The sequence below is a fragment of the Embleya sp. NPDC050493 genome (assembly GCF_044458105.1).
In the GTDB taxonomy this organism is placed as follows: domain Bacteria; phylum Actinomycetota; class Actinomycetes; order Streptomycetales; family Streptomycetaceae; genus Embleya.
In genome coordinates this window covers 190870-213729 of the sequence record NZ_JBITHP010000010.1, presented here as the reverse complement: position 1 = coordinate 213729, position 22860 = coordinate 190870, and the positions used below count along the sequence as shown (strand labels likewise).

Sequence of the window (22860 nt, the reverse complement as noted above, 5' to 3'; positions counted from 1 at the left end):
CCACCCGTGAACTGGGGCTTTATGGCGCCGTCCGGATCGTGTTCATCGGGTGTTCAGATGCGCGCAGTGTGACGTTCGGTAAACCGTGACAACGGCTTGACCAAGTGCTCAGCTTCCCGTCGGGTAGGGAGCGTAACGGCCCATGGCCACGACTCGACCCGCCCACGCGTGCAGGACGGCGAACTCCCCGGGCAGCAACGGCTCGGCGGCCAGCCGGGTGGCGGTCGCCCCGGGGGCGGCGCCGGGCAGGTCCGGAACGGGTGCGCACAGCAGCGTCGGCCGGCCGCCGCGCAGCGCGTCGGCCACCGAGCACGAGGTCGCCCGGACCCGCGCCCCCACGGCCTCGACATAGGGCGCCACCGTCGCTGCCGCGGCCGGCTCCGCGCAGCCGTAGACCTCCACCGGTCCGAACGCGGCCAGCATCGGCACCAGCCGTCGGGCGAACGCCGGGCCCGCCCGCAGCACCAGGACCGGCACCGTCGCGGGCGGCGGCCCGGTGCGAAACGCGTCGGTCAGCGACGCGGTGTAGTCCGGCGCCCCGGGCAGCGTCGCGGCCTCCTCCGGCGGACCCCACCACATCCGGTCCACCTCGTGATTGGCGACGAACTCGCCGGCGACCGCCTCGGCGACCCAGTAGCGGTTGATCTTGAGCCGATCGCGCGAGTGCATCGGATAACTGCGCACCCCCAGCTCGCGGCCCAGGATGGCCCGGTAGCCGGTCTCCTCGGCGATCTCGCGGACCGCAGCCACCACCGCGGGCTCGCCCGGCTCCAGCTTGCCCTTGGGAAAGGACCAGTCGTCGTAGCGCGGCCGATGCACCAACCCGACCTGCACCGTGTCCCCGACCCGACGCCACAGCACCCCGCCCGCGGCGAGTACCGGGTCGGCGGGCGCGGACGCGGGCGGATCATCCATCGAGCCACGCCCGTACCTGCGCGGTGCCCGCCTTGGGCCACACCCGCGTGAACGCGTACCGCTGAGCCGTGGCGACGTGCCGCTCGTGCGCGTACAACTCGCCCAGTACGAAGGCGGTGGGCCCGCCGACCCGAGGGCCGGCCGCGAGTTCGGCGACCGCGTCGGCGGCGATGGTCGCGTCCTGGTGCACGCCGAGCACCTCGGTCACCGCCTTGAGCCGCCGGGCCAGCCGAGCGGCGGGCGGGCCGAACGCGGGCACGCACATGTCGGCCGCGTAGCGCGCCCGCTTGGCCAGGATCCGCACCCGGTGCCACGCCTCGTCGTCGGTGCCCGCGTACGGGGTGAACCCGGCGTGGTCGGCCGGATAGGGCACGCCCGCCGCCGCCAGCGGCAGCGCCTCGGCCGCGCGGTCCAGTCGGCGCAGCGTCCGGGCGACCAGCCCGGGCACGACGTCGGCGCCCGGTGCCGCGGCCCGCTCGGTGAAGGTCAGGCCCAGAGCCGGCTCCACCAGGTCCGCGGACAGCGCGGTGAACACCCCCGTGCCCAGCGCGGTCAGCGCGCGGGATCGGCCGGCGTCCAGATCGCCGCGCAGTCGGCGGGTGACCAGCGCCCGGGCCCGGGCCGAGCCGGGGCGCTCGGGCAGCGCGTCCAGGTCGGCCAGCAGGCGCTCCAGCAGCACCTCGGCGTCCCGCTCGCCCGCGAGCGCGTCCGCCGCGTCGCGCAACCGGGTGCGCAGTCGCGCGGCGGGCTCCGGCTCCAGCAGCGGCGCGCACGTGGCCAGCGCGCTGCGGATCCGCCGGGCGGCCACGCGCGCGTTGTGCGCGGCCTCCTCCTCGCCCGCGCTCAGTCGGGGCAGTTCGTCGATGAACGCGCCGGCCTCCCCGACCAGATGGGCGACCAGGATGGCGTGGGCCGAGGTGTCCTCGGCCGCCGCGCGCTGCCGAGGGATGGCGGTCGCCTGCTCAGTCCGGCCCACGTCTGCGCCTCCGGGTCTCGATGAGGTGCTCCTGCACGTCACGCAGCGGGCTGCCGTCGGCAGCGGTTGCGTGCCTGGTCCAGGTGCCGTCCCGGTCCAGATGCCAGGACGCGGTCTCCGCGCTCATCCCCAGGTCCATGAAGGACGTCATCTCGTCGCGGTGTCGATCGCCGCGCAGCCGCACCGCCGCCTCGACCCTGCGGTCCAGGTTGCGGTGCATCAGGTCGGCACTGCCGATCCACACCTCGGGCTCGCCGCCGCCGGCGAACACCCACACCCTCGAGTGTTCCAGGAATCGCCCGAGAATACTGCGCACTCGGATGGTCTCGGACAGACCGGGAACGCCCGGGCGCAGCGCGCAGATGCCCCGGATCCACAGATCGATCGGGACGCCGGCCTGTGAGGCACGGTAGAGCGCGTCGATCACCAGTTCGTCGACCAGCGAGTTCGACTTGAGCCGGACGTACGCCGGCAGCCCCTGCTCGTGGTTGGCCACCTCGCGCTCGATCCGCTCGACCAGCCCGTTGCGCAACGAGTGCGGGGCCACCAGCAACCGCCGAAACGATTGCGCGCGCGAGTAGCCGGAGAGCCGGTTGAACAGGTTCGACATGTCCTCGCCGACCTGCGGGTCGGCGGTCAGCAGGCCCAGGTCCTCGTAGAGCCGGGCCGTCTTCGGGTTGTAGTTGCCGGTCCCGATGTGGCAGTAGCGGCGCAGCGTGTCGCCCTCCTGGCGGACCACCAGGCACAGCTTGGAGTGCGTCTTGAGCCCCACCACGCCGTGTACGACATGGCAGCCGGCCTGCTCCAGCTTGCGCGCCCAGGTGATGTTGGCGTGCTCGTCGAAGCGGGCCTTGAGTTCGACCAGGACCAGTACCTGCTTGCCGGACTCGGCCGCGTCCACCAGCGCGTCCACGATCGGCGAGTCGCCCGAGGTGCGGTACAGGGTCTGCTTGATCGCGAGCACGTCCGGGTCGGCCGCGGCCTGCTCCAGGAACGCCTGGACCGACGTGGCGAACGAGTCGTAGGGGTGGTGCACCAGGATGTCGCGCTTGCGCATCGCGGCGAACACGTCGGCGGCCTGCGCGGTCTCCACCTCGGCCAGGTCGCGATGGGTGCCGGCGACGAAGCGGCCGAACTTGAGCTCGGGCTTGTCCAGGTCGGCGATCGCGTGCAGACCGGTCAGATCCAGCGGACCGGGCAGCGGGTAGACCTCCTTCTCGCCCACGCCCAACTCGCGCACCAGCAGGTCGAGCACGTGCGGGTCGATGGTCTCCTCGACCTCCAGCCGGACCGGCGGGCCGAACCGGCGGCGCATCAGTTCCCGCTCCAGTGCCTGGAGCAGGTTCTCCGCGTCGTCCTCCTCGACCTCCAGATCCTCGTTGCGGGTGACCCGGAAGGCGTGGTGGCCCAGCACGTCCATGCCCGGGAACAGATCGCCGAGGAACTCGGCGATCACCTCCTCCAGCGGCACGAAGCGGGCCGGCGAGGTCTCCACGAAGCGCGGCAGCAGCGGCGGCACCTTGACCCGGGCGAAGTGCTCGTTGCCCGAGCGCGGGTTGCGCACGATCACGGCCAGGTTCAGCGACAGGCCGGAGATGTACGGGAACGGGTGGGCCGGGTCCACCGCGAGGGGGGTGAGCACCGGGAAGACCCGCTCGCGAAAGAGCGCGTACAACGACTGCCGCTCGCCGTCGGTGAGGTCGTCGAAGCGCAGCAGCTGGATGTCGGACTCGCCGAGCGCGGGCAGCACGTCGTGGTGGAAGCACGTGGAGTGCCGGGCCATCAGGGCCCGGCTGCGCGACCAGATGTTCTCCAGCACCTCGCGCGGCTGCAGGCCGCTGGCCGCGCGCACCGCGAGACCGGTGGCGATCCGGCGCTTGAGACCGGCCACCCGGACCATGAAGAACTCGTCCAGATTGGACGCGAAAATGGCCAGATACCGGGCCCGCTCCAGCAGCGGTGTGCTCGGATCCTCGGCGAGTTCGAGCACCCGCTCGTTGAACGCCAGCCAGCTGCCCTCCCGGTCCAGGAACCGGTCCAGGGGCAGCCCGCTCTCCGGCAGCGGCGGGGCCGCGGCGACCGTGTTCGAGCCGCCCGCCTTCGCCGGCGGCACGGCCACGGTCAGGTGTCGGGAGGATCGAGCGGCAGGAGTCTCGGCGTTCATCAGACCATTGTCTTTTCGCGGCGGTCTATGCGCACCTGTGCGACCCCGACCCGAAACAGATGTTCGCCAGGTTTCACACCGTGTTCAGCGTCGGTACATCACATCGACAGTGTGTACGCGAAAGCCCAATCGGGTGTACACCTTGACGGCCGCCTCGTTGTCCGCGTCCACATAGAGCAGTGTTTCGGCGAGCGGGCGGCCCTCGACGGTGCGCTGGGCCAGGTGCCGCAGACCCACCGAGGTCAGCAGCGCGCCGAGCCCGCGGCCCTGCGCCGCCGGGTCGACGCCGACCACGTACACCTCGCCCAGCGGGCCCGAGTCCGCGGTCGCGGGGTGGGTCTTGGTCCAGTGGAAGCCGAGCAGCTCGCCGGTGTCGGTGTCCTCGGCGAGGAAGAAGCCGGCCGGGTCGAACCACGGCTCGGCGAACCGGCGGCCCAGGTCGTCCGCCGTCCACGCGCCCTGCTCGGGGTGGTGCGCGAAGGCCTTGGCGTTGAGCGCCAGCCAGGCCTTGTCGTCCGTGCCGGGACGGAAGGTGCGCAGCCGCACATCGGCGGGCATGGCCAGGTCGGGCACCGGGGTGCCGGCCGTGCGGCGCATCTGCCACAACTCGCGGAACGCGGTGAAGCCCAGCGCCGCGGCCAGCCGCTCGGCCGCGGGCAGCTTGCCGTGCGCCCACACCCGCAACCGGCCGGCCTCGTCGATCCGGGCCGCCTCGGCCGCCAGCGACTCCAGCAGTGTCCGGCCCAGGCCCGCGCCGCGCGCGGCCGGGGCGACGAACAGTTCGGCGGACGGGCCGTCCACGAGGTCCGAGCCGTCCAGGTGTGCGAAGCCGACGATCGCGGCGCCGTCCCGGACGAGCAGCTCGCGCGCCGAGGGCGCGCCGTGCCGCAGCTCCAGCCGGGACTGCTCGGACAGCGGCGAGGCGCCGTCGAGGCCGGCCGCCGCCTCCGCGAGGGCCAGCACGACCGAGGCGTCTTCCGCCGAGGCCCGATTCACCGTCTCGATCGACACATCCGCGAGGTCCATGGCCTCCACGGTACTGAGCGGTGTCGCGGGTCGTCGCGCGGCCGTCAGCCGCAACCGCAGCTGCGGCGGACCACCAGCGTGGAGGGGAAGGTGCGCACCCGCGGGTCGCCGGCCGCGGCCGGTTCGCGCTCCAGCGCCAGTTCCACCGCGGCGCGGGCCATGCCCGGTCGGTCGGAGGTCACCGTGGTCAGCGGCGGATCGGCGATGGCCGCCTCGGCGATGTCGTCGAAGCCCACCACGGCGAGGTCGTCCGGGACCCGCACACCCGCCTCGCGGGCCGCGTGCAGGACACCCATCGCCTGGTCGTCGGTCGAGCAGAACAGCGCCCGGGGCCGATCCGGGCCGGTCAGCAGCGACAACGCGACCTGATAGGCGCCGAACCGACCGAAGGGCGCCTCGTGCAGCAGCCCCTCGGTGGACAGCCCGCGCTCGGTCATCGCCCGCCGCCAGCCGGTGACGTGGTCGGTGACCGGGTCGCCCGAGTCCGGGGTGCTGGGCGGGCCGCCCAGGCAGTCCACCCGGGTGAAGCCGTGGGTGTCGATCAGGTGGCGGACGGCGGTGTAGGCGCCCTCGACGTCGTTCAGGATGACCGCGTCGCCGCCGAGCGCGTCGGGCTGACGGTGCATCAGCACCACCCGCACGTCCCGGGTGGCGATCTCGCGCGCTGCGCGCTCCGAGGGGCCCTGGCTGACCAGCACGAGCCCGGACACCTGCATGCCGAGGAACGCGCGCACGTAGTGCAGTTCGCGGTCGTCCTCGTAGTCGGAATTGCCGATCAGTACCAGTCGGCCCTGCTCGAAGGCGGCCTGCTCGACGGTGTGCGCGAGCTCGGCGAAGAACGCCTGCCGGGCGTCGGGCAGCACCAGACCGATCAGGTTGGTCCGGCGGCTGGCCATCGCCTGGGCGACGCTGTCGGGCCGGTAACCCAGCTTGTCTATCGCGGCGAGGACACGCTCGCGCGTGGCCGGCGCGACCGGGCGCGGGCCATTGTTGACGACGTAGGAGACCACCGCGGTGGAGGTCCCCGCGAGGCGGGCGACGTCGTCGCGGGTCACTTTGGGCACGCGGTCATTGTAGGGACGGGGACCGGCGCTACTCACGGGAGTTCACAACCTGGACGCGGGACGGGACGCTTCTCCGCGTTCTTCCGGATAAGTCTGCTTTGTGTCGTGGCGCACGGAACTCGGCGCTCCGTCGGCTCCACCGGACGGCCCCGGCATCGAGCGCCGGGTCACGTGCGCTCGGCGAGCGCGGGCTCGCCGACGCCCCGATCGGGCACCACGAACCGGTAGCCGACGTTGCGCACCGTGCCGATCAACGACTCGTGCTCGGGCCCGAGTTTCGCTCGCAGCCGGCGAACGTGCACATCGACCGTGCGGGTGCCGCCGAAGTAGTCGTAACCCCACACCTCCTGCAACAACTGGGCCCGGGTGAACACCCGGCCCGGGTGCTGCGCGAGGTACTTGATCAGTTCGAACTCCTTGAACGTCAGATCCAGCACCCGACCGCGCAGCTTCGCGCTGTAGGTGGCCTCGTCGATGCTCAGGTCGCCGTTGCGGATCTCGGTGGGCTCGTCCTCGGCCCCCTGCGCCGCCTGGAGCCGGCCGATCGCCAACCGCAGGCGGGCCTCGACCTCGGCGGGCCCGGCGGTGTCCAGCAGGACGTCGTCGAAGCCCCAGTCCGCGGTCAGCGCGGCCAGCCCGCCCTCGGTGGCCACCAGCACCAGCGGGGCACCGACCCCGGTGGTCCGCAACACCCGACACAGACTGCGCACCTGCGGGAGGTCGCGCCGACCGTCGACCAGGATGACGTCCGCGGCCGGCGCGTCGACCAACGCGGACGCCTCCGCCGGCGCCACGCGTACCTGGTGCAGCAGCAGACCGAGTGCGGGCAGCACCTCGGCCGACGGCTGGAGCGCGTTCGTGAGCAGCAGCAGTGCACTCAACGGGACACCTCCCAAAACAGGCACAAAACACGAAAGGACCCGGGGCATCGTCGCCCGGATCCTTCATCGGTCGCCGACTCGTCCGATTCCGTAACCCGTCGGGAACCACTTCTGGGGTCCGTGGGGTGTGCCCGTCGTCGGAGGTGAGCCTGCGGGGTCAGGATAGCGAACATGTCTCGAGGAACCGACCTACCCGGGGATCTTCCCGCACTGCGGACACCTCCGGGTCCCCCGTTCACCGGAATGCCTGCACCCGAGCAGGCCGTCCTGATCACCGACGACGACGTGCGGATCAGCGCCGTACACGGGCCCGCGGCCGGTTTCGGGCCGCGCGATCGGGTCTTCGTGGTCGCCCACGGGTTCACCGGTTCGTGGCGCCGGCCCGCCGTCGGCGCGGTGCTCGAGGGGCTGCGGGCGCACGGCGGGGCGATCGGCTTCGATTTTCGCGGCCACGGCGCGTCCACCGGCCTGAGCACGGTGGGCGACCGCGAGGTGCGTGACCTGGAGGCGGCCGTCGGGTGGGCCCGCAGGCTCGGCTACCAGCGGGTGGTCACGGTCGGCTTCTCGATGGGCGGCAGCGTCGTGTTGCGGCACGCCGCGTTGCACGGCGGGGTCGCGGCGGTGGTCGCGGTGAGCGCGCCGGCCCGCTGGTACTACCGGGGCACCCAGCCGATGCGCCGAGTGCACTTCGCGATCGAACGCCGGTCCGGGCGCGCGGTGGCCCGCTTCGTGCTGCGCACTCGGATCTCCGCCCGGGAGTGGGATCCGGTGCCGCTCGCCCCGTTCGAGGCCGCCGCGGCGATCGCGCCCACGCCGCTGCTCGTGGTGCACGGCGACCGCGACCCGTACTTCCCGTTGGACCACCCCCGGCAGATCCACGATGCGGCCGGAATGCCGAAGGACCTGTGGATCGAGCCCGGCCTCGGGCACGCGGAGAACGCGGTCGGCGCCGACCTGGTGGATCGGATCGCGCGCTGGGCCCGGGCACACACCGAGGGGTGATCCGGACGCCGGGCGGCCGAACGGTCCGTCGGGAGGCGTCATCATGGATGCTGCACACTTCGGCGCCGTCGGGGCGGCGAAGCCCCGGACGCAGACACGGAACACACGGGAGGGCGCGCGATGGCGGTCGGCACCATGCGGTACTGGGCCGCGGCGAAGGAAGCCGCGGGCACGGCCGAGGAGCCGTACGACGCGGCCACCCTCGCCGAGGCGCTGCGGCGCGCCCGTGAACGGCACGACGACTCGACCCGCTTCGGCGCGGTCGTCGCGAACTGCTCGTTCGTCGTGGACGGCGACCCCGTCGGGCGGCGCGACCACACGGCGATCACCCTGACCGAGGGCGGCACCGTCGAGGTCCTGCCTCCCTTCGCCGGCGGATGAGCGGCCGACGCGGGCGCCCGGCGGGCGACCGATACGAGGAACCGGGCGGTTACGACCCCGCCGCGATCCCCGGCGAACCCCCGTTCGACCCGGGCCCGGCCGGACCGGGTCACGGCGAGCAGGCGTTCGCGGCACCCGGCGAGTACTACGGCGAGCCGTACGGCACACCCGCCGCCGATGCGTACGGCGGACAACTCGGCGGCCATGCCGAATCCGGGCAGTACATGCAGCCTGGCGACCAGGGCGCGTACGGCTATCCGCCTGCGGCGTACCCGGTGGAGACCCGGCCGCAGGAGCCCGGTCCCCGGGACGACGACCACGGTGGGGAGTCCTATCCGGATTCCTATGCGCACGAGTCCTACCCGCAGGACTCCTATCCGCAGAATTCGCAGGCCGGGCAGGCGTATGCCGAACCGCTGCCGAATGTGCCCGCCGGCGGATACGGCTACCCGGACGCCACCGAGATGTTGCCGGCGCTCGCCGAACCCGGGTGGGACGGGTACGGCTCGGGCCACGCGGACCGCGACGGTGCGACGAGCGTGCTGCCGGCGATCGTGGAGCCGATCCCCGACGCCGGGCCGGACCCGTACGGCGGGTATCGACCCCAGGACGACCATCTGCGGGACGAGTCTGCGGAGTACACCGCGTTCGAGCACGAGCGGAACCACGCCGACGTCGATCACGACTTCGGCCACGACCGCGACCACCCGAACGACGCGCCCGCCGAGTACGACGCCCCGGCCGGCTCCGGGCGCAGGCTCGCCCGGGTGCCCGCCCAGCGCACCGGCGAGGCGCCCGCACGTACACCCCGGACGCCGATCTGGGATCCGCCGGGCATGGTGCCGGCGCTGTGCACGGTCGGCCTGGCCGCCGTCCTGGCGGTGACCGCGATCGCCGGGAAGCCGGCCCTGGTGCTGAGCGTCGCGTTCCTCCAGGTGCTCACCGCCGCCGGATGGTTCCGGCTCAACGGCATGTGGCCGGCGCGCCAGGGCATCGCGCTGGTCGTGGTGGCCGCGTTCGGCACGGATGTCGCGGTCTACGCCAAGGGTGAGCAGGGTCTGGCGAGCGTGCCCGCCGTGCTCGCCGGCACGTTGTTGGTGATGCTCGCCCTCCAGGCCCGGAGCGGGGCCCGACCGGGCGAGTTGTTGCCCGCGCTCACGGTGACCACGTCGGCCGCGCTGATCACCGCGTTCGACGTCGCCTATCTGGTCGCGGGCGAACTCCACGGCGGCCCGATCGACGCGGGCGCGGCCGTGGTGTGCGCGGTGCTCGCGGCCGGGGTCGCCACGCTGGTGCGGGCGGTGCCGCTGCCGGCTGCCGTCGCGCCGATTCCGTCCTGGCTGCTCGGCACCGCGGCGGGCGCCGCCGCGGGCATCGCGCTGGGCGGCGAAGCGCCGCACGCCGCGCTGCTCGGCGCCGCCGCCTCGGCGCTCGGGCTGCTCGGCCGGCGGGTCGCCGGCTACGACCATCCGTCCAGGTTCGTTCACTTCACCGCCGGTGTGTCCCTGCCGCTCGCACTCGCCGCTCCGGCCGCGTATCTGCTGGGCAGGGTCATGATCGGCTGATTATCCGTACGGCGGCGGCCCCGCCACGGGAGGATGCGGCCATGCCGTGGATACACCGCCGGTCCCGTCCCGGGAGCCGGGATGAACCGCCGGACCCGCCCACCCGTGCAGAGGGTGTGGCGCAACGTTCGGAACTGCTCGGCGTCGAGGCCCAGGCGGATCCGGCGGCGGCCCGGGCCTTCCTGGCCCGGCCGCCTGCCGGGGACGAGCGGCCCGCCGCCGACCCGCTGCACTCCGCCTCGCGAATATCGACCGCCGACGAAGCGGTCATCCGCACGCTCTACCTCGAACACGGCGGCCCGCTCCTCGGCTTCGCATTGCGCCTGACCGGCGGCGACCGGGCCTGGGCCGAGGACGTGGTCCAGGAGACGCTGCTGCGTGCGTGGCGTCATCCCGAGGCGCTGGACCCGACCCGGGGTTCGGTGCGGGGCTGGTTGTGCACGGTGGCCCGCAACGTGGTGATCGACGTCGGCCGGGCCCGTCGGGCCCGCCCGCCCGAGACCGGCGACGCGGTGCTGGCGACGGTGGCGGACGAAGGCGCCGAGGCCGAGTTCGACCGGGCCGTGCTCGCCTGGGACGTCGCCGATGCGATGGCCGCGCTGAGCCCCGAACATCGCGCCGTGCTGCTGGAGACCTACTACCGGGGCAGTTCGGTGGCCGACGCGGCCAAGACGCTGGGCGTGCCCGAGGGCACCGTCAAATCACGGACGTACTACGCGCTGCGAGCGCTGCGCGTGGCCTTGGAGGAAAGGGGGTTGGTCCCGTGACGGACACCGGTGACGAGAACGCGGCGGCGCACGGCGCCGCTCCCGACGCGCATCCGCCGAAGCCGGCGGGCCCACCCGCACGGCTGGGCTGCGCGGTGGCCCGCCTGGATCTCGGCGCGTTCGTGGTCGGCGCCCTCGACGAGGACGAGGCCGTCCGAGTCCGGCAACACGTGGCCACGTGCCCGCGCTGCCGGGCCGAATACGAGGAACTCGCGGGCCTGCCCGCGCTGCTCGCCCGGCTGACCGAGGCCGAGGCACAGGCCAGCGGCGTGGCGGCGAACGGCGCCGCGCCCGCACGCGTGTTGTCCGCCGCGGCCCGGCAGGCGGATCGGAGCCGCCGGTTGCGCCATGCGGTGGCCGCCGCGGCGGCCGTGCTGATGGTCCTCGCGGGCCTCACCGGTTGGGCCCTCGGCGACTCCTCGGACACCGGCGACTCGGCCGCCGCGCCGCCGACGACCGCGGCTCCGGGGCGCCCGTCCGGGACGGCCGGCCCGGACGGCACCGCGACGCCGCCCGGGCAGCCGGGCGGACGGATCGCCCGCGGCGGCGACCCGCGCTCCGGCATGGGTGCCGAATTGCGCTACGCCGCCACCGCGTGGGGCAGCAGCCTGGATCTGTCGCTGTCCGGCATCCGGCCGGGCACCCGCTGCCAGTTGGACGTCTACGGCACTCGGGGCCGGGTGGAGACGGCGTCCTCGTGGGTGGTCCCGAACGGCGGGTACGGATCCGGCGATCCGATTCGGGGCGCGACCAGCATCCCGGTCGGCGAGATCACCCGGTTCGCCGTCAAAACCGTCGGCGACGGTGAGCAACTGCTGGAGATCCCGCCCGCACAACCATGACAAATCGGCAGTAATTGTCCGCCCATCTCAATGGGCGGACAATTTTGTCTCACATCCTGGGCCATGCATGACACGGAAGGCCTACCCTCCCTACGATCGATGGTGTGAAGCGACAGGCGGATGACCTCACCAAGCGGCGCGCAGTGGACCTGTGCCGCACGCAGACCTGCCTGTGTTGCGCTGACTGACTTGCCGACAGTCGTTGATCGGCGATGCGCCCGAGGCGAATCGCGACCGGCCGTCGGACCCGGGACCCGAACCGTGTGACGACGCGGTGGATCGGGCACCCGGCCCCCGCGTAGCAACCACGGACACACCCACACCCCCGCCTGCCGCGGCGCCGCGGCCTGCCCGGGTGTACCCCGAGACCGCGTATCGCCACATCCGCGGCAATCCCGCGCACTTCTGCACCGGAGGTATCCCCATGAGCCGCTCCGACGTTCTGGTAGACGCCGACTGGGTCCAGGCCCACCTGGACGACCCGAAGGTCGTGCTCGTCGAGGTCGACGAGGACACCAGCGCCTACGTCAAGAACCACATCCGCGGTGCGGTGCGCATCGACTGGCGCGACGACCTGCAGGACCCGGTCAAGCGCGACTTCGTCGACGAGGCCGGCTTCTCCGCGCTGCTGTCGGCCAAGGGCATCTCCAACGACGACACCGTCGTGCTCTACGGCGGCAACAACAACTGGTTCGCGTCCTACGCCTACTGGTACTTCAAGCTCTACGGCCACGGCGACGTCAAGCTGCTCGACGGCGGTCGCAAGAAGTGGGAGCTCGACTCGCGCGAGCTGGTCGTCGAGGTGCCCGAGCGCGCCGCGACGAACTACGTGGCCAAGGAGCAGGACAAGTCGATCCGCGCCTGGCGCGACGACGTGCTCGCCGCGATCGGCACGCTGAACCTGGTCGACGTGCGTTCGCCCGACGAGTTCTCCGGCAAGCTGCTCGCCCCGGCGCACCTGCCCCAGGAGCAGTCGCAGAAGGCCGGCCACGTGCCGACCGCGAAGAACATCCCGTGGTCGAAGGCCGCCAACGACGACGGCACCTTCAAGACCAACGAGGAACTCACCGCGCTGTACGAGGGCGAGGGTGTGGACCTGGCGAAGGACACCATCGCCTACTGCCGGATCGGCGAGCGCTCCGCGCACACGTGGTTCGTCCTGCACGAGCTGCTGGAGCAGGGCAACGTCCGCAACTACGACGGCTCGTGGACCGAGTACGGCGCGCTGGTGGGCGTGCCGATCGAGCTCGGCGACGGCAAGTGACCGACGGCTACACCACCTACCCGACTTCAGGGAGCAAGAACGATGTGCGGTGCGAAGGCCGGCGGCCCGGATCTGGCAGGAGTTGACGTGGCGAAGGAAACCATCATCCAGGGGGCGGTGACCAAGGGCGGGCAGCCGATCAACGGCTACGTGCGCCTGCTCGACGCGGGCGGCGACTTCACCGCCGAGGTGCCCACGTCCGCGACCGGCCAGTTCCGGTTCTTCGCGGCGCCGGGCAACTGGACCGTGCGGGCGCTCGTTCCCGGCGCAACCGTGGACCGCAGCGTCGTGGTGTCCGAGAAGGGCACCGTCGCCGAGGTCGAGATCGCGGTCTGACCCCGACGGGGCGGGTCTCCTTCGGACGTACACCCTCGGACCCCGCGACCCGATCGGCGGAAAAACGGCTCCACCCCTCCCCACGTGCTCGGGGGAGGGGTGGAGTCGTTTGGTGTGTGCCCCGGGTCGCACGGGCAGAAAGGTTTCCGTATCTTCGGTGGATCTGCCGGGGGGCAGATCCGTTCGGAGTGCGGGGGCACCGAAGGCAACGCGCGACGCCGGGAGGCAACACGTGGCATGGGTGATCGTGATCATCGCGGGGATCCTGGAGACCGGCTTCGCCATCATGCTCAAGCAGAGCCACGGATTCACCCGGTTGTGGCCCACGATCGGCTTCGCCACGTGCGCACTGGGCAGCTTCGGGCTGCTCACCTATGCGCTCAAGACGCTGGAGGTCGGCCCCGCGTACGCGGTGTGGACCGGAATCGGCGCGGCGGGCACCGCGCTCGTGGGCATCTGGCTCCTGAACGAGGGCGCGTCGCCGCTCAAGCTGATCTCGATCGGCCTGGTCCTGCTCGGCGTGATCGGCCTGAACATCTCCGGGATCAGCCACTGATCCCGGACCCGTGCGGGCGGCCGGTCAGTACACCAGCGCCTGGGCGTCGTCCGCGAGCGCTTCCTGGACGAACACCTGGGCGCCGGCGATCCGGATGCCGGGCAGCACGTCGTCGCCGGTGATCTCGCGCCGCGCCGCACACTGCGTGCACAGGGTCACCCGGCCGCCCGCGATCAGCGCGTCGAGCAGGTCCGGCAGCGGTGCGGCATGCGGCAGTTCGAACTCGGCGGCCCGCCCGGGCAGCGCGAACCAGGAGGACTCGCCGGTGAGCCACAGCGACACGTCCACCCCGGAGGCGAGTGCCACCGACGCCACCGTGAACGCCTGGGAGCAGCGCTCCGGCGCGTCCTGACCTGCGGTGACCTTGACCACGAGAGATCGCTTCACGGCCCGCAGCCTATACACTGAGGCCGTTTGGCACCCGGCCAGGTCGACTGGCCCACCCGTACAGAGCACGAGGAGCACCCGGGCGATGCACATCTTCTTCATTGCGCTGCTGGCCGTGGTCGGCGTCCTCGTCGCGTGGTTCGCCGCGCTGACCGTGTCCAAGCTGTACAAGGGCCAGAACTGAGCGCGGGCCCGGTAGGCTGACCCGCCGTACCCGACCCCGGAAGCGGCCGCCCCACCATGATCGAAATCCCGGACGACCTGCACTTCGACGCCGTCCCGCTCGCGTTCCTGCTCGGCACCTGGGAAGGCGCCGGTGTCGGCGACTACCCGACCATCGAGGCGTTCCGCTTCGGCCAGCAGGTCACCTTCGGCTACATCGCGAACAAGCCGTTCCTCACCTACACCTCGCGCACCTGGCTGCTCGACGACGCGGGCGAGCGGGTGCGTCCGCTCGCGACCGAGACCGGCTTCTGGCGTTCGAAGCTGGACGGCTCGATCGACGTGACCCTCGCCCACCCCACCGGGATCGTGGAGATCTGGCTGGGCAAGGTGGACGGTCCGCGGCTGGAGATGCGTACCGACGTGGTCGCGCGCACCGAGGACGCGAAGGAGTACACCGCGGGACACCGGCTGTACGGCCTGGTCAAGGGCGAGTTGATGTACGCGTACGACATGGCCGCGATGGGCCGGCCGCTGCAGGCCCACGTCTCCGCCCAACTCAAGCGCGTCGACGCGGACCTCGCGGCCGAATAGCGCCGCACGGCACCGCACCGGACCCGGCCGCGACGCGTGGCCCGGGGACCGGTTCGCGCTCGTAGACTTCCGTGCGTGAGCACTGACTGGAAGCACGAACTTCGGGAGAAGGGCTACCGGCTCACGCCGCAGCGCCAACTCGTCCTCGAAGCGGTGAACACCCTGGGCCACGCGACCCCGGACGAGATCCTGGTGGAGGTGCACAAGACCGCCGGCGGGATCAACATCTCGACCGTCTACCGCACCCTCGAACTGCTCGAACAACTCGACCTGGTCACGCACACCCACCTGGGCCACGGTGCGCCGACCTACCACCCGGCCGACGTCGGCGGCCATCTGCACCTGGTCTGCCGGGACTGTCGGCGGGTGATCGAGGTGGGCACCGAGGTGGCCGCCGCGATGGGCGAGCGGCTGCGGGCCGAGCACGGCTTCGACATCGACCTCGCGCACTTCGCGATCTTCGGTCGTTGTGCCGACTGCACCGCCGCCCGGGTTCGCTGAGACCGCGGCGACGGTGTCGGCCGGGCCGGTCTCGTACTGTGGGGACATGCCCACGAGCCCATTGTTGTCCCTGCCCGGCGCGGTCGCCGCGGAAGCCCCCGACGCCGGCGTCGCCGCGCACTACGGCGATCCCCTGCGCGAACAACGTCGGCTGGAAGCGGGCGAGGGTTTCGTCGACCTCTCGCACCACGACGTGATCAAGGTGAGCGGCCCGGACCGGCTGAGCTGGCTGCACTCGCTCACCACACAGCACCTGACCGACCTGAAGCCGCACGTGGCGACGATGACGCTCGTGCTGAGTCCGCACGGGCACATCGAACACGCGCTGTACGGCGTGGACGACGGCGAGGCGTTCTGGGCCCATCTGGAGCCCGGCGAGGCGCCGGCCCTGGTCGAGTTCCTGGACCGCATGCGCTTCATGCTGCGGGTCGAGGTCGCGGACGTGTCCGCCGACTTCGCGATCGTGCACGAGGCGGGTGACGGCGGCGACACACCCGAGGACGTGCTGGTGCGGGAGACCGGGTACGGGCGCGAGTTGTTCCTGCCGCGCGAGCGGCTGGAGCGGTACGGGCGCGAGCACGCGCACCCGGCCGGCATGTGGGCCTACGAGGCGCTGCGGATCGCCGCGTACCGGCCTCGGCTGGGCCTGGAGACCGACCACCGCACGATCGTGCACGAGCTGGGCCTGATCGACACCGCGGTGCACCTGGACAAGGGCTGCTACCGGGGGCAGGAGACGGTCGCGCGCGTGCACAACCTGGGTCGGCCGCCGCGCCGGCTGGTCTTCCTGCACCTGGACGGCACCCCGGAGGCACTGCCCGAGCACGGCGCGCCGGTCGAACTCGCGGGCCGTCAGGTCGGCTTCGTCACCAGCGCGGTGCGCCACCACGAACTCGGCCCGATCGCGCTGGCGCTGATCAAGCGCAACACCGCGGTGGACGCCGAACTCCTGGCCGGCGGCGTGCCGGCGACCCAGGAGGTCGTGGTCCCGGCGTGACCCCGGGGCCCGCGGGCCCCGGGCCCTAGCGGATCTCGCGGCGGCGGATGCGGTGCAGGCGCCGCCGCTGCGAGCGGTCCAGGGCGAAGTAGGCGACGACCGGAAGGCCGATCGCGACCGCCACGATGGTCCAGGCGATCCACGAGGGCAGCACGATCAGCGCGATGATGGCGACGACGATCCCGGCCGCGATGTACGGCCCGCGGTGCGACATGGTCCAACCCCTTCGGTCGGTGTACCCGACGCCCATTCTCCTTCCCCGTTCCGCCGCGGAACATGGGGAGAACCCCCGGAACCGGTGAATCCCGGACCCGGCCCCGCACCCACGGCCGAGGTCACATGTCCACGACGAGGGTCATCGGGCCGTCGTTGACGAGTGCGACCTTCATGTCGGCGCCGAACACCCCGGTGGCCACATCGGCCCCGAGCGCGCGCAGCGCCGCGACCACCTCGGCCACCAGCGGTTCGGCGACCGGGCCCGGGGCGGCCTCGTTCCAGGTCGGCCGCCGACCCTTGCGGGCGTCGCCATAGAGGGTGAACTGGCTGATCACCAGCAGCGGGGCGGACAGGTCCGAGCAGGACTTCTCACCGTCCAGGACGCGCAGGCTCCACAGCTTGGCGGCCAGCCGGCGGGCGATCTCGGGAGTGTCGGTGTGCGTCACGCCGACCAGGACGCACAGCCCGGGGCCCACGATCGAGCCGACCACCTCCCCCTCGACGGTCACGGATGCTTCGGTCACGACCTGCAGGACGGCACGCATGGGCCCATTCTGCACACCCGTCCGGACCGATTCCGCGGCATCTGGCACGCGACGGTCTGCCCGACATGACACGATGCGTCTCATGGTGGATCTTCCCGACGGAGTGGCCCCGGAGGCCATCCGCGCCCTCACGCTGAGTCGGGTTCGCGAACTCATGCGTGACGCTCAGCGCGAGGAGAACGATCTGTCCTATCTGCGGAGGCTGCTCCAGGGGCGGATCGACATCCTGCGTGCCGAACTGGCCCGGCGATCCGGCCGGGACGGCGCCGAGCCGACCTCGCCGGTGGTGGGCCGGCTGCCCGAGATCCTGTCCGAGTCCAGACCGCCCACCCGCGGCGCGCGGCACGTCAACGTCCAGCCGCCGCGCACCGATCGTTACCGCAGCTGGATCGAGCAACTGCTCGCCGACGTGGGCCTGTCCGACCTCGCCGCGCACACCGACGCGGAACTGGGCGAGGCGCTGGACAAGCTCGGCACCCACGAACAGGAGGTGTCCTCGCGCCGGCACCGCCTCCAGCGCACCGCCGACGACTGCGCCGCCGAGATCACCCGTCGCTATCGCGAGGGCGAGGCGAAGGTGGAGGACCTGCTGTCGGGTCGCTGACCGCCCCGGCCACTCGCCCCGAGCGCGCCGCCGCGATCGTCCACCCCCGCGCCCTTCCGCGATCGCCGGCCCCGACCCCGTCCCGTTCGGGCGCTCCCGCCCCTGTCCCGCCGCTCCGTTCACCCGTGTGCATGCGACTGCAAGCAGGGTGCTTGCAATAGCAAGCACGGTGTGTGCATGCTGGAGCCATGGCTGGTCTGAACGTCGGCTCGCTGGGTGAGTACATCCGGGAGCAGCGCCGCAACGCGCAGTATTCGCTTCGGCAACTCGCCGAGGCGGCGGGGGTCTCGAACCCCTATCTGAGCCAGATCGAGCGCGGTCTGCGGCGGCCGAGCGCGGAGATCCTGCAGCAGATCGCCAAGGCACTGCGCATCTCGGCCGAGACGCTCTACGTGCAGGCGGGCATCCTCGACGAACGCGAGGAGGGTGACCGTGAGGTGCGCACCGCGATCATGGCCGATCCGGCGATCAACGACCGCCAGAAGCGGGTCCTCATCGAGATCTACGAGGCATTCCGCAAGGAGAACGCGCAGGACGGCGCCGTGCGGGACGAGCGGGGCGCCGCCGACGGAACCGAGAACGGCAAGGCCGGCCGGGCCGTAACCGACCACCTGGATCCCGAGGAGTGAGGAACACCATGGCAATTGCCACGGAACTGAAGAAGACCCTGACCGACAGCACTCCGCTGTACGCCGTCGCCGGCGCCGGCGACCTGGTGGTGGAGAAGCTGCGGGAGCTGCCCGAGCGCTTCCGGACCGAGGTCACCACCGACCCGAAGGTGCTGCGCGAGCGTCTCCAGACGCTCCCCGACCGCACCCAGACCTTCGCCAAGTCCCAGGTGGACCGGGCCAAGGAGCTCTACGAGGACCTCGCGGCACGCGGCGAGAAGCTGGTCAAGCGGGTCGACCGGCAGGAGAGCACCAAGCAGGCCAAGACGGCCGTGCGCACGACCGAGAGCAAGGCCAAGGCGACCACGACCGCGGCCAAGCGCGGCGTCACCAATGCCAGGACCCAGGCCAAGTCCGCGGCCACCGCCGCCGGCAAGGCCGCGGACGCGGCGGCGGAGGCGGTCGAGCAGGCCGCCCGCAAGGTCGGCGATTCGAACTCCAAGCCCACCGGCTCGAACGCCTGACCCTCGGCACGCCATCCACCCGATGCCGCCTCGGCAACCCCCGAGGCGGCATCGGGCATGCCAGACTGGAATCCCGCACGACGTGGCGGCACGGGGCGGCCGCGCAGAGGAGGATCGATGGAACTGGCCATGGCCGATGGTCTGCTGACGGCCAAGTTCGACCAGGTGTTGACGTGGCTCTTCCTCGGCATTCTGCTGCTCAAGGTGTTCTGCCTGTTCGACGCCGCCTTCCGGCGCGAGGACGCGTACCGCGCCGCGGACAAGAAGAAGAAGTCCTTCTGGCTGATCCTGTTGGGCGTCGCGGTCGTGGTCGACGTGCTGCCCACCGGCCTGGGCCTGATGCTCATGCTCGCCGGCCTGGTCGCGGCCATCGTCTACCTCGTCGACGTGCGGCCCGCCCTCAAGGAGGTCGCCGGCGGTCGCGGCGGCGGTCGCAACAACATGGGGCCGTACGGCCCCTGGTGACCGCCCCCGCCGCACTCAGCGCGTGGGCAGCTTGACCACCGAGACGAAGAACTCGTCGATGTGCCGCACCACGTTGATGAACTGCTCGAAGTCCACCGGCTTGGTGACGTAGGCGTTCGCGTGCAGGTGGTAGCTGCGCAGCACGTCCTCCTCGGCCTCGGACGTGGTCAGCACGACCACCGGGATCCGGCGCAGATCCTCGTCCGCCTTGATCTCCTCCAATACCTCCCGGCCGTCCTTGCGCGGCAGATTGAGGTCCAACAGGATCAGGTCGGGGCGCGGCGCGTCGGCGAACTCGCCCTCGCGCCGCAGGAATGCCACCGCCTCGACCCCGTCGCTGACCACGTGAAGCGAGTTGCGCACCTTGTTGTCCTCGAACGCCTCGCGCGTCATCAGCACATCGCCCGGGTCGTCCTCGACCAACAGGACCTCGATGGCTCCTGCGACGGGTTGGGTCATGCGTTGCTCCCTCGTACCGCTTCTTCTTCCGCCGGTCCCTGGGACTGCGGCTCGGACGTCTTCGGTTCCGGATCCGGCGCGGACTCCGACCCGACCGCCGGTGTGGCGGTCGGTGCGGATGCGCGCGGTTCCGGCAGTTCGGTGGGCGGTGGGCCGGGCAGGGTCCAGCGAATCGTGGTGCCGCGGGTGCCCTCGGCGTCCAGCCAGATCCGGCCGCCGTGGTACTCCACGATCTTCTTGCACATCGCCAGGCCGATGCCGGTGCCGCCGTAGGCGTCCTTGGGGTGCAACCGCTGGAAGATCACGAAGATCCGGTCGGCGTATTGCGGTTCGATCCCGATGCCGTTGTCGACGCAGGAGAACTCCCACTGGTCGCCGTCCCAACGGGCCCCCAGATGTACGCGCGGTACCTCCTGGGCGTGGAACTTGATCGCGTTGCCGACCAGGTTCTGCACCAACTGGCCCAGCAGCACCCCGTCGCCCGGCACCGTGGGCAGCGGGTCGGCGGTGATCTGCGCGCCGCTCTCCTCGCGTGCGACGGCCAGCGCGTGCAGCGCGTGGTCCAGGCACCCGTTCAGGTCGACGTCGCCCTTCTCGGTGTCCAACCGGCCCACCCGGGAGAACGCGAGCAGGTCGTTGATCAGCGTCTGCATGCGTTTGGCGCCGTCCACCGCGAACGCGATGTACTGGTCGGCTCGCTCGTCCAGTTGGCCCTTGTACCGCTTCTCCAGAAGCTGGCAGAAGCTGGCGACCTTGCGCAACGGCTCCTGCAGGTCGTGCGAGGCCACGTAGGCGAACTGCTCCAACTCGGCGTTGGACCGGCGCAGGTCCTCGGCCTGCTCGTCGATCAACACCCGGGCCGCCTCGGTGCTGTGCAACTCCTCGACGATCCGGTCGCGCATCGAGTTCACGTCGTGGGCGAGCGCGGTGATCTCGGCCGGCCCTCGACCGGTCAACACCTGGCTGTATCGGCCCTCGGTGACCTGGCGGACCTGCTCGCCCAGATGTTCCAGCGGGCGGGTGACCATGCGTCGGAACAGCAGCGCTATCAGCAGGACCAGCGCGGCGAACAGCGCGGCCACCGCGCTCAGCGTCGCGGTCAACATGGTCGCGTTGCTTGTGAGTTCGTCCCGGGCGCGGGCCCGCTCGTCGTCCAGGTCGGCCTGCTGGGTCGCGGTCGCCGCACGCACCGCGTCGAACATCTGCTTGCCCTGATCGGGCACCGCGCTCGCGGACGCCCGTTCGGCGAGCGCGGGTTCCGCATAGGCCGCGCGCCAGGTCCGCGCCCGGTTGCCGACCTCGGCCAGGTCGGCCCGCAGCCGGTCGCCCTCCGCCGAATCCGGCAACAACCGCTCCAGGCTCGTGTACGCCCGCTCCTCCTCGACCCGGCCCTGCGCGTACGGCTCGCGGAAGCTCGGGTCGCCGCTGATGATCCAGCCCCGGACGCCGGTCTCCTGGTCGATCAGCGCGTTCTCCAGCCGCAGCGCCGCGTTGGCGGCCGGTTCCAGCCGGTCGAGCACGGTGCGCCGCGAGTCGTTCAGCCTGGATATCGCCAGCGCGCCGACCACCGCGGAGATCACGATCACCAGCGCGAGCAGCCCCAGCCCCAGGCCGACGACCTGGCGCATGCGGGGTCCACCCCGTCGCTCCCGCGTCCGGTCCTTCCTCACGCCGTACCGTCCTCACCCGTCGTCTGGCCCGGCAACACCGGATGTCCGCCCTGCACGCCGTGCAACGGGCGATCCGGGTCGTGCCGCAGCAGCAATACCGCCACGTCGTCGTTGAGACTGCCCCCGTGCAGGTCTTCCACCGCGGCGACCGCCGAATCGATCAGGTCGTAGCCGGAAAGCCCGGCCGCCAGGAGCCGGCCGATCAGCGGCAACAGGCCGTCGGTGCCCAGCCGCTCCGGGCCCGGGCCGATCCGTCCCTCGATCAATCCGTCGGTGTACAGGAGCAGCGACCAGTCCGTGCCCAGCTCCATCGACTCGTGGCTCCACCGGCCGTCCGGGAACAGGCCCAGTGCCGGGCCGGTGGCGCCCTCGGACAGCGGTGCGATGCCCTTGGGCGTGAGCAGGAGCGGGGCCGGATGACCCGCGAGGTAGACCCGGCCGCGCCGCCGGTCGGGCTCGATGATGGTCATGCACAATGTGGCGAACATCTCGTCCGAGCGCCGCTCGTGCTCGAAGATCCGCTCCAACGTGGTGAGCAACTCGCCGCCGGTGAGACCGGCGAAGATCAGCGAGCGCCAGGCGATCCGCAGGTTGACCCCGAGCGCGGCCTCGTCCGGGCCGTGGCCGCAGACGTCGCCGATCATCACGTGCACACGCCCGTCGGCGGTCTGTACCGCGTCGTACAGGTCCCCGCCGAGCAGCGCGCGCTGTCGACCGGGCCGGTAGCGCGCGCGGAAGTCCAGCGACGGGTCGCGCAGGATCGGGGCGGGCAGCAGCCCGCGCTCCAGACGCGCGTTCTCCTGCGCGCGCAGTTCCGACTCCACCAGCCGGCGCTGCGACTCGTCGGCCCGTTTGCGCTCCAGGGCGTAGCGGATCGCCCGGGACAACAACGAGCCGTCGATCTCCTGCTTGACCAGGTAGTCCTGGGCGCCGGCGGCCACCGCGGCCGAGCCGCGGTGCGCGTCGGACAGACCGGTGAGCACGATCACCGCGGTCCGCGGCGCGAACAGCAGCAGCCGATGCAGCCCGTTGAGCCCCTCGGCGTCCGGCAGGCCCAGGTCCAGCAGGACACAGCCGATGTCCTCGCCGAGCTTGACCATGGCCTCGGCCATCGACCTGGCCCAGACGATGTCCATCGGATCCGGCGAGTCGGCGAGCAGTTCCTCGACGAGGAAGGCGTCCCCCGCGTCGTCCTCAATGAGCAGGACGCGCAGCGGATGCGCGGCGACCGGGTCCGACGCCGAGGAGGCGGGCATCGGTACCGCGCGGTAGTCGGTCCGTTCGACCGCTCCGCCGTCGCCGCCGTACGCGGGGCGCACGCCACCACCTCCGGGATTGATGTCGCCGTACGAATCGTTGTCGTTCGGCAATCGAAAAAGGACGATAGCG

Annotated in this window: 28 protein-coding genes; 16 read left to right on the top strand and 12 right to left on the bottom strand. The window is 71.8% G+C overall.

Annotation, left to right across the window (positions count from 1 at the left end):
• Positions 1–108: 108 nt before the first annotated feature.
• The 6 genes from ACIBM5_RS21455 to ACIBM5_RS21430 form a co-directional block, all read right to left on the bottom strand.
• The gene (locus tag ACIBM5_RS21455) at positions 109–915 is read right to left on the bottom strand and encodes an NUDIX hydrolase (protein ID WP_396008309.1); all 807 of its coding nucleotides are present in this window, start codon (positions 913–915) and stop codon (positions 109–111) included.
• Positions 908–1891 carry a CHAD domain-containing protein gene (locus tag ACIBM5_RS21450; RefSeq protein ID WP_396008308.1) on the bottom strand — a complete coding sequence of 328 codons (984 nt, stop codon included), beginning with the start codon at positions 1889–1891 and terminating at the stop codon, positions 908–910. Before ACIBM5_RS21450 ends, ACIBM5_RS21455 begins: the two co-directional genes overlap by 8 nt.
• Positions 1878–4055: an RNA degradosome polyphosphate kinase gene (locus ACIBM5_RS21445; RefSeq protein ID WP_396008307.1), complete on the bottom strand. Its 2178-nt coding sequence runs from the start codon at positions 4053–4055 to the stop codon at positions 1878–1880. The genes ACIBM5_RS21450 and ACIBM5_RS21445 overlap by 14 nt, the downstream gene beginning before the upstream one ends.
• Before the next feature lie 84 nt (positions 4056–4139).
• On the bottom strand, positions 4140–5081 hold the full coding sequence (gene mshD / locus ACIBM5_RS21440) for a mycothiol synthase (protein ID WP_396008306.1): 942 nt from the start codon (positions 5079–5081) through the stop codon (positions 4140–4142).
• A gap of 44 nt (positions 5082–5125) precedes the next feature.
• Positions 5126–6145: a LacI family DNA-binding transcriptional regulator gene (locus ACIBM5_RS21435; RefSeq protein WP_396008305.1), complete on the bottom strand. Its 1020-nt coding sequence runs from the start codon at positions 6143–6145 to the stop codon at positions 5126–5128.
• A gap of 167 nt (positions 6146–6312) precedes the next feature.
• On the bottom strand, positions 6313–7026 hold the full coding sequence (locus ACIBM5_RS21430) for a winged helix-turn-helix domain-containing protein (RefSeq protein ID WP_396008304.1): 714 nt from the start codon (positions 7024–7026) through the stop codon (positions 6313–6315).
• Positions 7027–7269: 243 nt separating this feature from the next.
• On the opposite strand from ACIBM5_RS21430, the gene ACIBM5_RS21425 reads away from it, so the two are divergent.
• The 9 genes from ACIBM5_RS21425 (at position 7270) to ACIBM5_RS21385 (ending at position 13739) form a co-directional block, all read left to right on the top strand.
• Positions 7270–8028 carry an alpha/beta hydrolase gene (locus tag ACIBM5_RS21425; RefSeq protein ID WP_396008303.1) on the top strand — a complete coding sequence of 253 codons (759 nt, stop codon included), beginning with the start codon at positions 7270–7272 and terminating at the stop codon, positions 8026–8028.
• Positions 8029–8148: 120 nt separating this feature from the next.
• The gene (locus ACIBM5_RS21420; RefSeq protein ID WP_391588149.1) at positions 8149–8409 is read left to right on the top strand and encodes a MoaD/ThiS family protein; all 261 of its coding nucleotides are present in this window, start codon (positions 8149–8151) and stop codon (positions 8407–8409) included.
• Positions 8406–9974, top strand: coding sequence for a hypothetical protein (locus ACIBM5_RS21415; protein WP_396008302.1), 1569 nt, complete (start codon positions 8406–8408; stop codon positions 9972–9974). The genes ACIBM5_RS21420 and ACIBM5_RS21415 overlap by 4 nt, the downstream gene beginning before the upstream one ends.
• A gap of 116 nt (positions 9975–10090) precedes the next feature.
• Positions 10091–10741 (top strand): sigma-70 family RNA polymerase sigma factor, encoded by a 651-nt coding sequence (locus tag ACIBM5_RS21410; protein ID WP_396008301.1) that lies wholly within the window; start codon positions 10091–10093, stop codon positions 10739–10741.
• Entirely contained in the window at positions 10738–11583 is an 846-nt protein-coding gene (locus ACIBM5_RS21405) for an anti-sigma factor family protein (RefSeq protein ID WP_396008300.1), read from the top strand. The genes ACIBM5_RS21410 and ACIBM5_RS21405 overlap by 4 nt, the downstream gene beginning before the upstream one ends.
• A 104-nt stretch (positions 11584–11687) precedes the next feature.
• Entirely contained in the window at positions 11688–11771 is an 84-nt protein-coding gene (locus tag ACIBM5_RS21400; RefSeq protein ID WP_360319360.1) for a putative leader peptide, read from the top strand.
• A 236-nt stretch (positions 11772–12007) separates the two neighbouring features.
• Positions 12008–12847 (top strand): sulfurtransferase, encoded by an 840-nt coding sequence (locus tag ACIBM5_RS21395; RefSeq protein WP_391588153.1) that lies wholly within the window; start codon positions 12008–12010, stop codon positions 12845–12847.
• Positions 12848–12889: 42 nt separating this feature from the next.
• Positions 12890–13183, top strand: a complete 294-nt coding sequence (locus tag ACIBM5_RS21390) for a DUF1416 domain-containing protein (protein ID WP_020552259.1) — start codon at positions 12890–12892, stop codon at positions 13181–13183.
• A gap of 232 nt (positions 13184–13415) precedes the next feature.
• Positions 13416–13739 (top strand): DMT family transporter, encoded by a 324-nt coding sequence (locus ACIBM5_RS21385; RefSeq protein WP_391588154.1) that lies wholly within the window; start codon positions 13416–13418, stop codon positions 13737–13739.
• Positions 13740–13763: 24 nt separating this feature from the next.
• On the opposite strand, the gene ACIBM5_RS21380 is transcribed toward ACIBM5_RS21385, so the two are convergent.
• Positions 13764–14126: a DsrE family protein gene (locus ACIBM5_RS21380; protein WP_020552257.1), complete on the bottom strand. Its 363-nt coding sequence runs from the start codon at positions 14124–14126 to the stop codon at positions 13764–13766.
• A 240-nt stretch (positions 14127–14366) separates the two neighbouring features.
• On the opposite strand from ACIBM5_RS21380, the gene ACIBM5_RS21375 reads away from it, so the two are divergent.
• The 3 genes from ACIBM5_RS21375 (at position 14367) to ACIBM5_RS21365 (ending at position 16380) form a co-directional block, all read left to right on the top strand.
• The gene (locus ACIBM5_RS21375) at positions 14367–14882 is read left to right on the top strand and encodes an FABP family protein (protein WP_396008299.1); all 516 of its coding nucleotides are present in this window, start codon (positions 14367–14369) and stop codon (positions 14880–14882) included.
• Positions 14883–14957: 75 nt separating this feature from the next.
• Positions 14958–15383, top strand: a complete 426-nt coding sequence (locus tag ACIBM5_RS21370) for a Fur family transcriptional regulator (protein ID WP_391588156.1) — start codon at positions 14958–14960, stop codon at positions 15381–15383.
• Positions 15384–15429: 46 nt separating this feature from the next.
• Positions 15430–16380, top strand: coding sequence for a YgfZ/GcvT domain-containing protein (locus tag ACIBM5_RS21365; protein WP_396008298.1), 951 nt, complete (start codon positions 15430–15432; stop codon positions 16378–16380).
• A gap of 25 nt (positions 16381–16405) precedes the next feature.
• Here the strand turns inward: ACIBM5_RS21365 and ACIBM5_RS21360 are convergent, their stop codons facing one another.
• Together ACIBM5_RS21360 and dtd are read right to left on the bottom strand one after the other, a co-directional pair.
• The gene (locus ACIBM5_RS21360) at positions 16406–16594 is read right to left on the bottom strand and encodes a hypothetical protein (RefSeq protein WP_355533999.1); all 189 of its coding nucleotides are present in this window, start codon (positions 16592–16594) and stop codon (positions 16406–16408) included.
• Between the two features lie 121 nt (positions 16595–16715).
• A complete protein-coding gene (gene dtd / locus ACIBM5_RS21355) occupies positions 16716–17141 on the bottom strand; it encodes a D-aminoacyl-tRNA deacylase (protein ID WP_360319310.1) in 426 nt (141 codons plus the stop codon).
• Between the two features lie 82 nt (positions 17142–17223).
• On the opposite strand from dtd, the gene ACIBM5_RS21350 reads away from it, so the two are divergent.
• From ACIBM5_RS21350 to ACIBM5_RS21335, 4 genes are all read left to right on the top strand, one after another.
• On the top strand, positions 17224–17745 hold the full coding sequence (locus ACIBM5_RS21350; protein WP_360319312.1) for an ABC transporter substrate-binding protein: 522 nt from the start codon (positions 17224–17226) through the stop codon (positions 17743–17745).
• Between the two features lie 188 nt (positions 17746–17933).
• Positions 17934–18374, top strand: a complete 441-nt coding sequence (locus tag ACIBM5_RS21345; protein ID WP_391588159.1) for a helix-turn-helix domain-containing protein — start codon at positions 17934–17936, stop codon at positions 18372–18374.
• Positions 18375–18382: 8 nt separating this feature from the next.
• A complete protein-coding gene (locus ACIBM5_RS21340; RefSeq protein WP_391588160.1) occupies positions 18383–18877 on the top strand; it encodes a hypothetical protein in 495 nt (164 codons plus the stop codon).
• Between the two features lie 141 nt (positions 18878–19018).
• On the top strand, positions 19019–19342 hold the full coding sequence (locus ACIBM5_RS21335; protein WP_391588277.1) for a DUF2516 family protein: 324 nt from the start codon (positions 19019–19021) through the stop codon (positions 19340–19342).
• A gap of 15 nt (positions 19343–19357) precedes the next feature.
• On the opposite strand, the gene ACIBM5_RS21330 is transcribed toward ACIBM5_RS21335, so the two are convergent.
• From ACIBM5_RS21330 to ACIBM5_RS21320, 3 genes are read right to left on the bottom strand one after another with little or no spacing between them, the layout of a single operon-like run.
• Complete coding sequence (locus ACIBM5_RS21330) at positions 19358–19801, bottom strand: response regulator (RefSeq protein WP_396008297.1); 444 nt, start codon at positions 19799–19801, stop codon at positions 19358–19360.
• Positions 19798–21429, bottom strand: coding sequence for an ATP-binding protein (locus tag ACIBM5_RS21325; RefSeq protein ID WP_396008296.1), 1632 nt, complete (start codon positions 21427–21429; stop codon positions 19798–19800). Before ACIBM5_RS21325 ends, ACIBM5_RS21330 begins: the two co-directional genes overlap by 4 nt.
• A 38-nt stretch (positions 21430–21467) precedes the next feature.
• Positions 21468–22841, bottom strand: a complete 1374-nt coding sequence (locus tag ACIBM5_RS21320) for a PP2C family protein-serine/threonine phosphatase (RefSeq protein WP_396008295.1) — start codon at positions 22839–22841, stop codon at positions 21468–21470.
• Positions 22842–22860: the final 19 nt, after the last annotated feature.

What these genes read in the sequence shown, in the direction of transcription:
- ACIBM5_RS21420 (WP_391588149.1), top strand. Translation starts at nt 8,149, where the DNA reads ATGGCGGTCGGCACCATGCGGTACTGGGCCGCGGCGAAGGAAGCCGCG.
- ACIBM5_RS21455 (WP_396008309.1), bottom strand. Translation starts at nt 915, where the DNA reads ATGGATGATCCGCCCGCGTCCGCGCCCGCCGACCCGGTACTCGCCGCG.
- ACIBM5_RS21375 (WP_396008299.1), top strand. Translation starts at nt 14,367, where the DNA reads ATGATCGAAATCCCGGACGACCTGCACTTCGACGCCGTCCCGCTCGCG.
- ACIBM5_RS21415 (WP_396008302.1), top strand. Translation starts at nt 8,406, where the DNA reads ATGAGCGGCCGACGCGGGCGCCCGGCGGGCGACCGATACGAGGAACCG.
- ACIBM5_RS21360 (WP_355533999.1), bottom strand. Translation starts at nt 16,594, where the DNA reads ATGTCGCACCGCGGGCCGTACATCGCGGCCGGGATCGTCGTCGCCATC.
- ACIBM5_RS21395 (WP_391588153.1), top strand. Translation starts at nt 12,008, where the DNA reads ATGAGCCGCTCCGACGTTCTGGTAGACGCCGACTGGGTCCAGGCCCAC.
- ACIBM5_RS21365 (WP_396008298.1), top strand. Translation starts at nt 15,430, where the DNA reads ATGCCCACGAGCCCATTGTTGTCCCTGCCCGGCGCGGTCGCCGCGGAA.
- ACIBM5_RS21390 (WP_020552259.1), top strand. Translation starts at nt 12,890, where the DNA reads ATGTGCGGTGCGAAGGCCGGCGGCCCGGATCTGGCAGGAGTTGACGTG.
- dtd (WP_360319310.1), bottom strand. Translation starts at nt 17,141, where the DNA reads ATGCGTGCCGTCCTGCAGGTCGTGACCGAAGCATCCGTGACCGTCGAG.
- ACIBM5_RS21345 (WP_391588159.1), top strand. Translation starts at nt 17,934, where the DNA reads ATGGCTGGTCTGAACGTCGGCTCGCTGGGTGAGTACATCCGGGAGCAG.
- ACIBM5_RS21445 (WP_396008307.1), bottom strand. Translation starts at nt 4,055, where the DNA reads ATGAACGCCGAGACTCCTGCCGCTCGATCCTCCCGACACCTGACCGTG.
- mshD (WP_396008306.1), bottom strand. Translation starts at nt 5,081, where the DNA reads ATGGACCTCGCGGATGTGTCGATCGAGACGGTGAATCGGGCCTCGGCG.
- ACIBM5_RS21350 (WP_360319312.1), top strand. Translation starts at nt 17,224, where the DNA reads ATGGTGGATCTTCCCGACGGAGTGGCCCCGGAGGCCATCCGCGCCCTC.
- ACIBM5_RS21340 (WP_391588160.1), top strand. Translation starts at nt 18,383, where the DNA reads ATGGCAATTGCCACGGAACTGAAGAAGACCCTGACCGACAGCACTCCG.
- ACIBM5_RS21425 (WP_396008303.1), top strand. Translation starts at nt 7,270, where the DNA reads ATGCCTGCACCCGAGCAGGCCGTCCTGATCACCGACGACGACGTGCGG.
- ACIBM5_RS21325 (WP_396008296.1), bottom strand. Translation starts at nt 21,429, where the DNA reads ATGCGCCAGGTCGTCGGCCTGGGGCTGGGGCTGCTCGCGCTGGTGATC.
- ACIBM5_RS21330 (WP_396008297.1), bottom strand. Translation starts at nt 19,801, where the DNA reads ATGACCCAACCCGTCGCAGGAGCCATCGAGGTCCTGTTGGTCGAGGAC.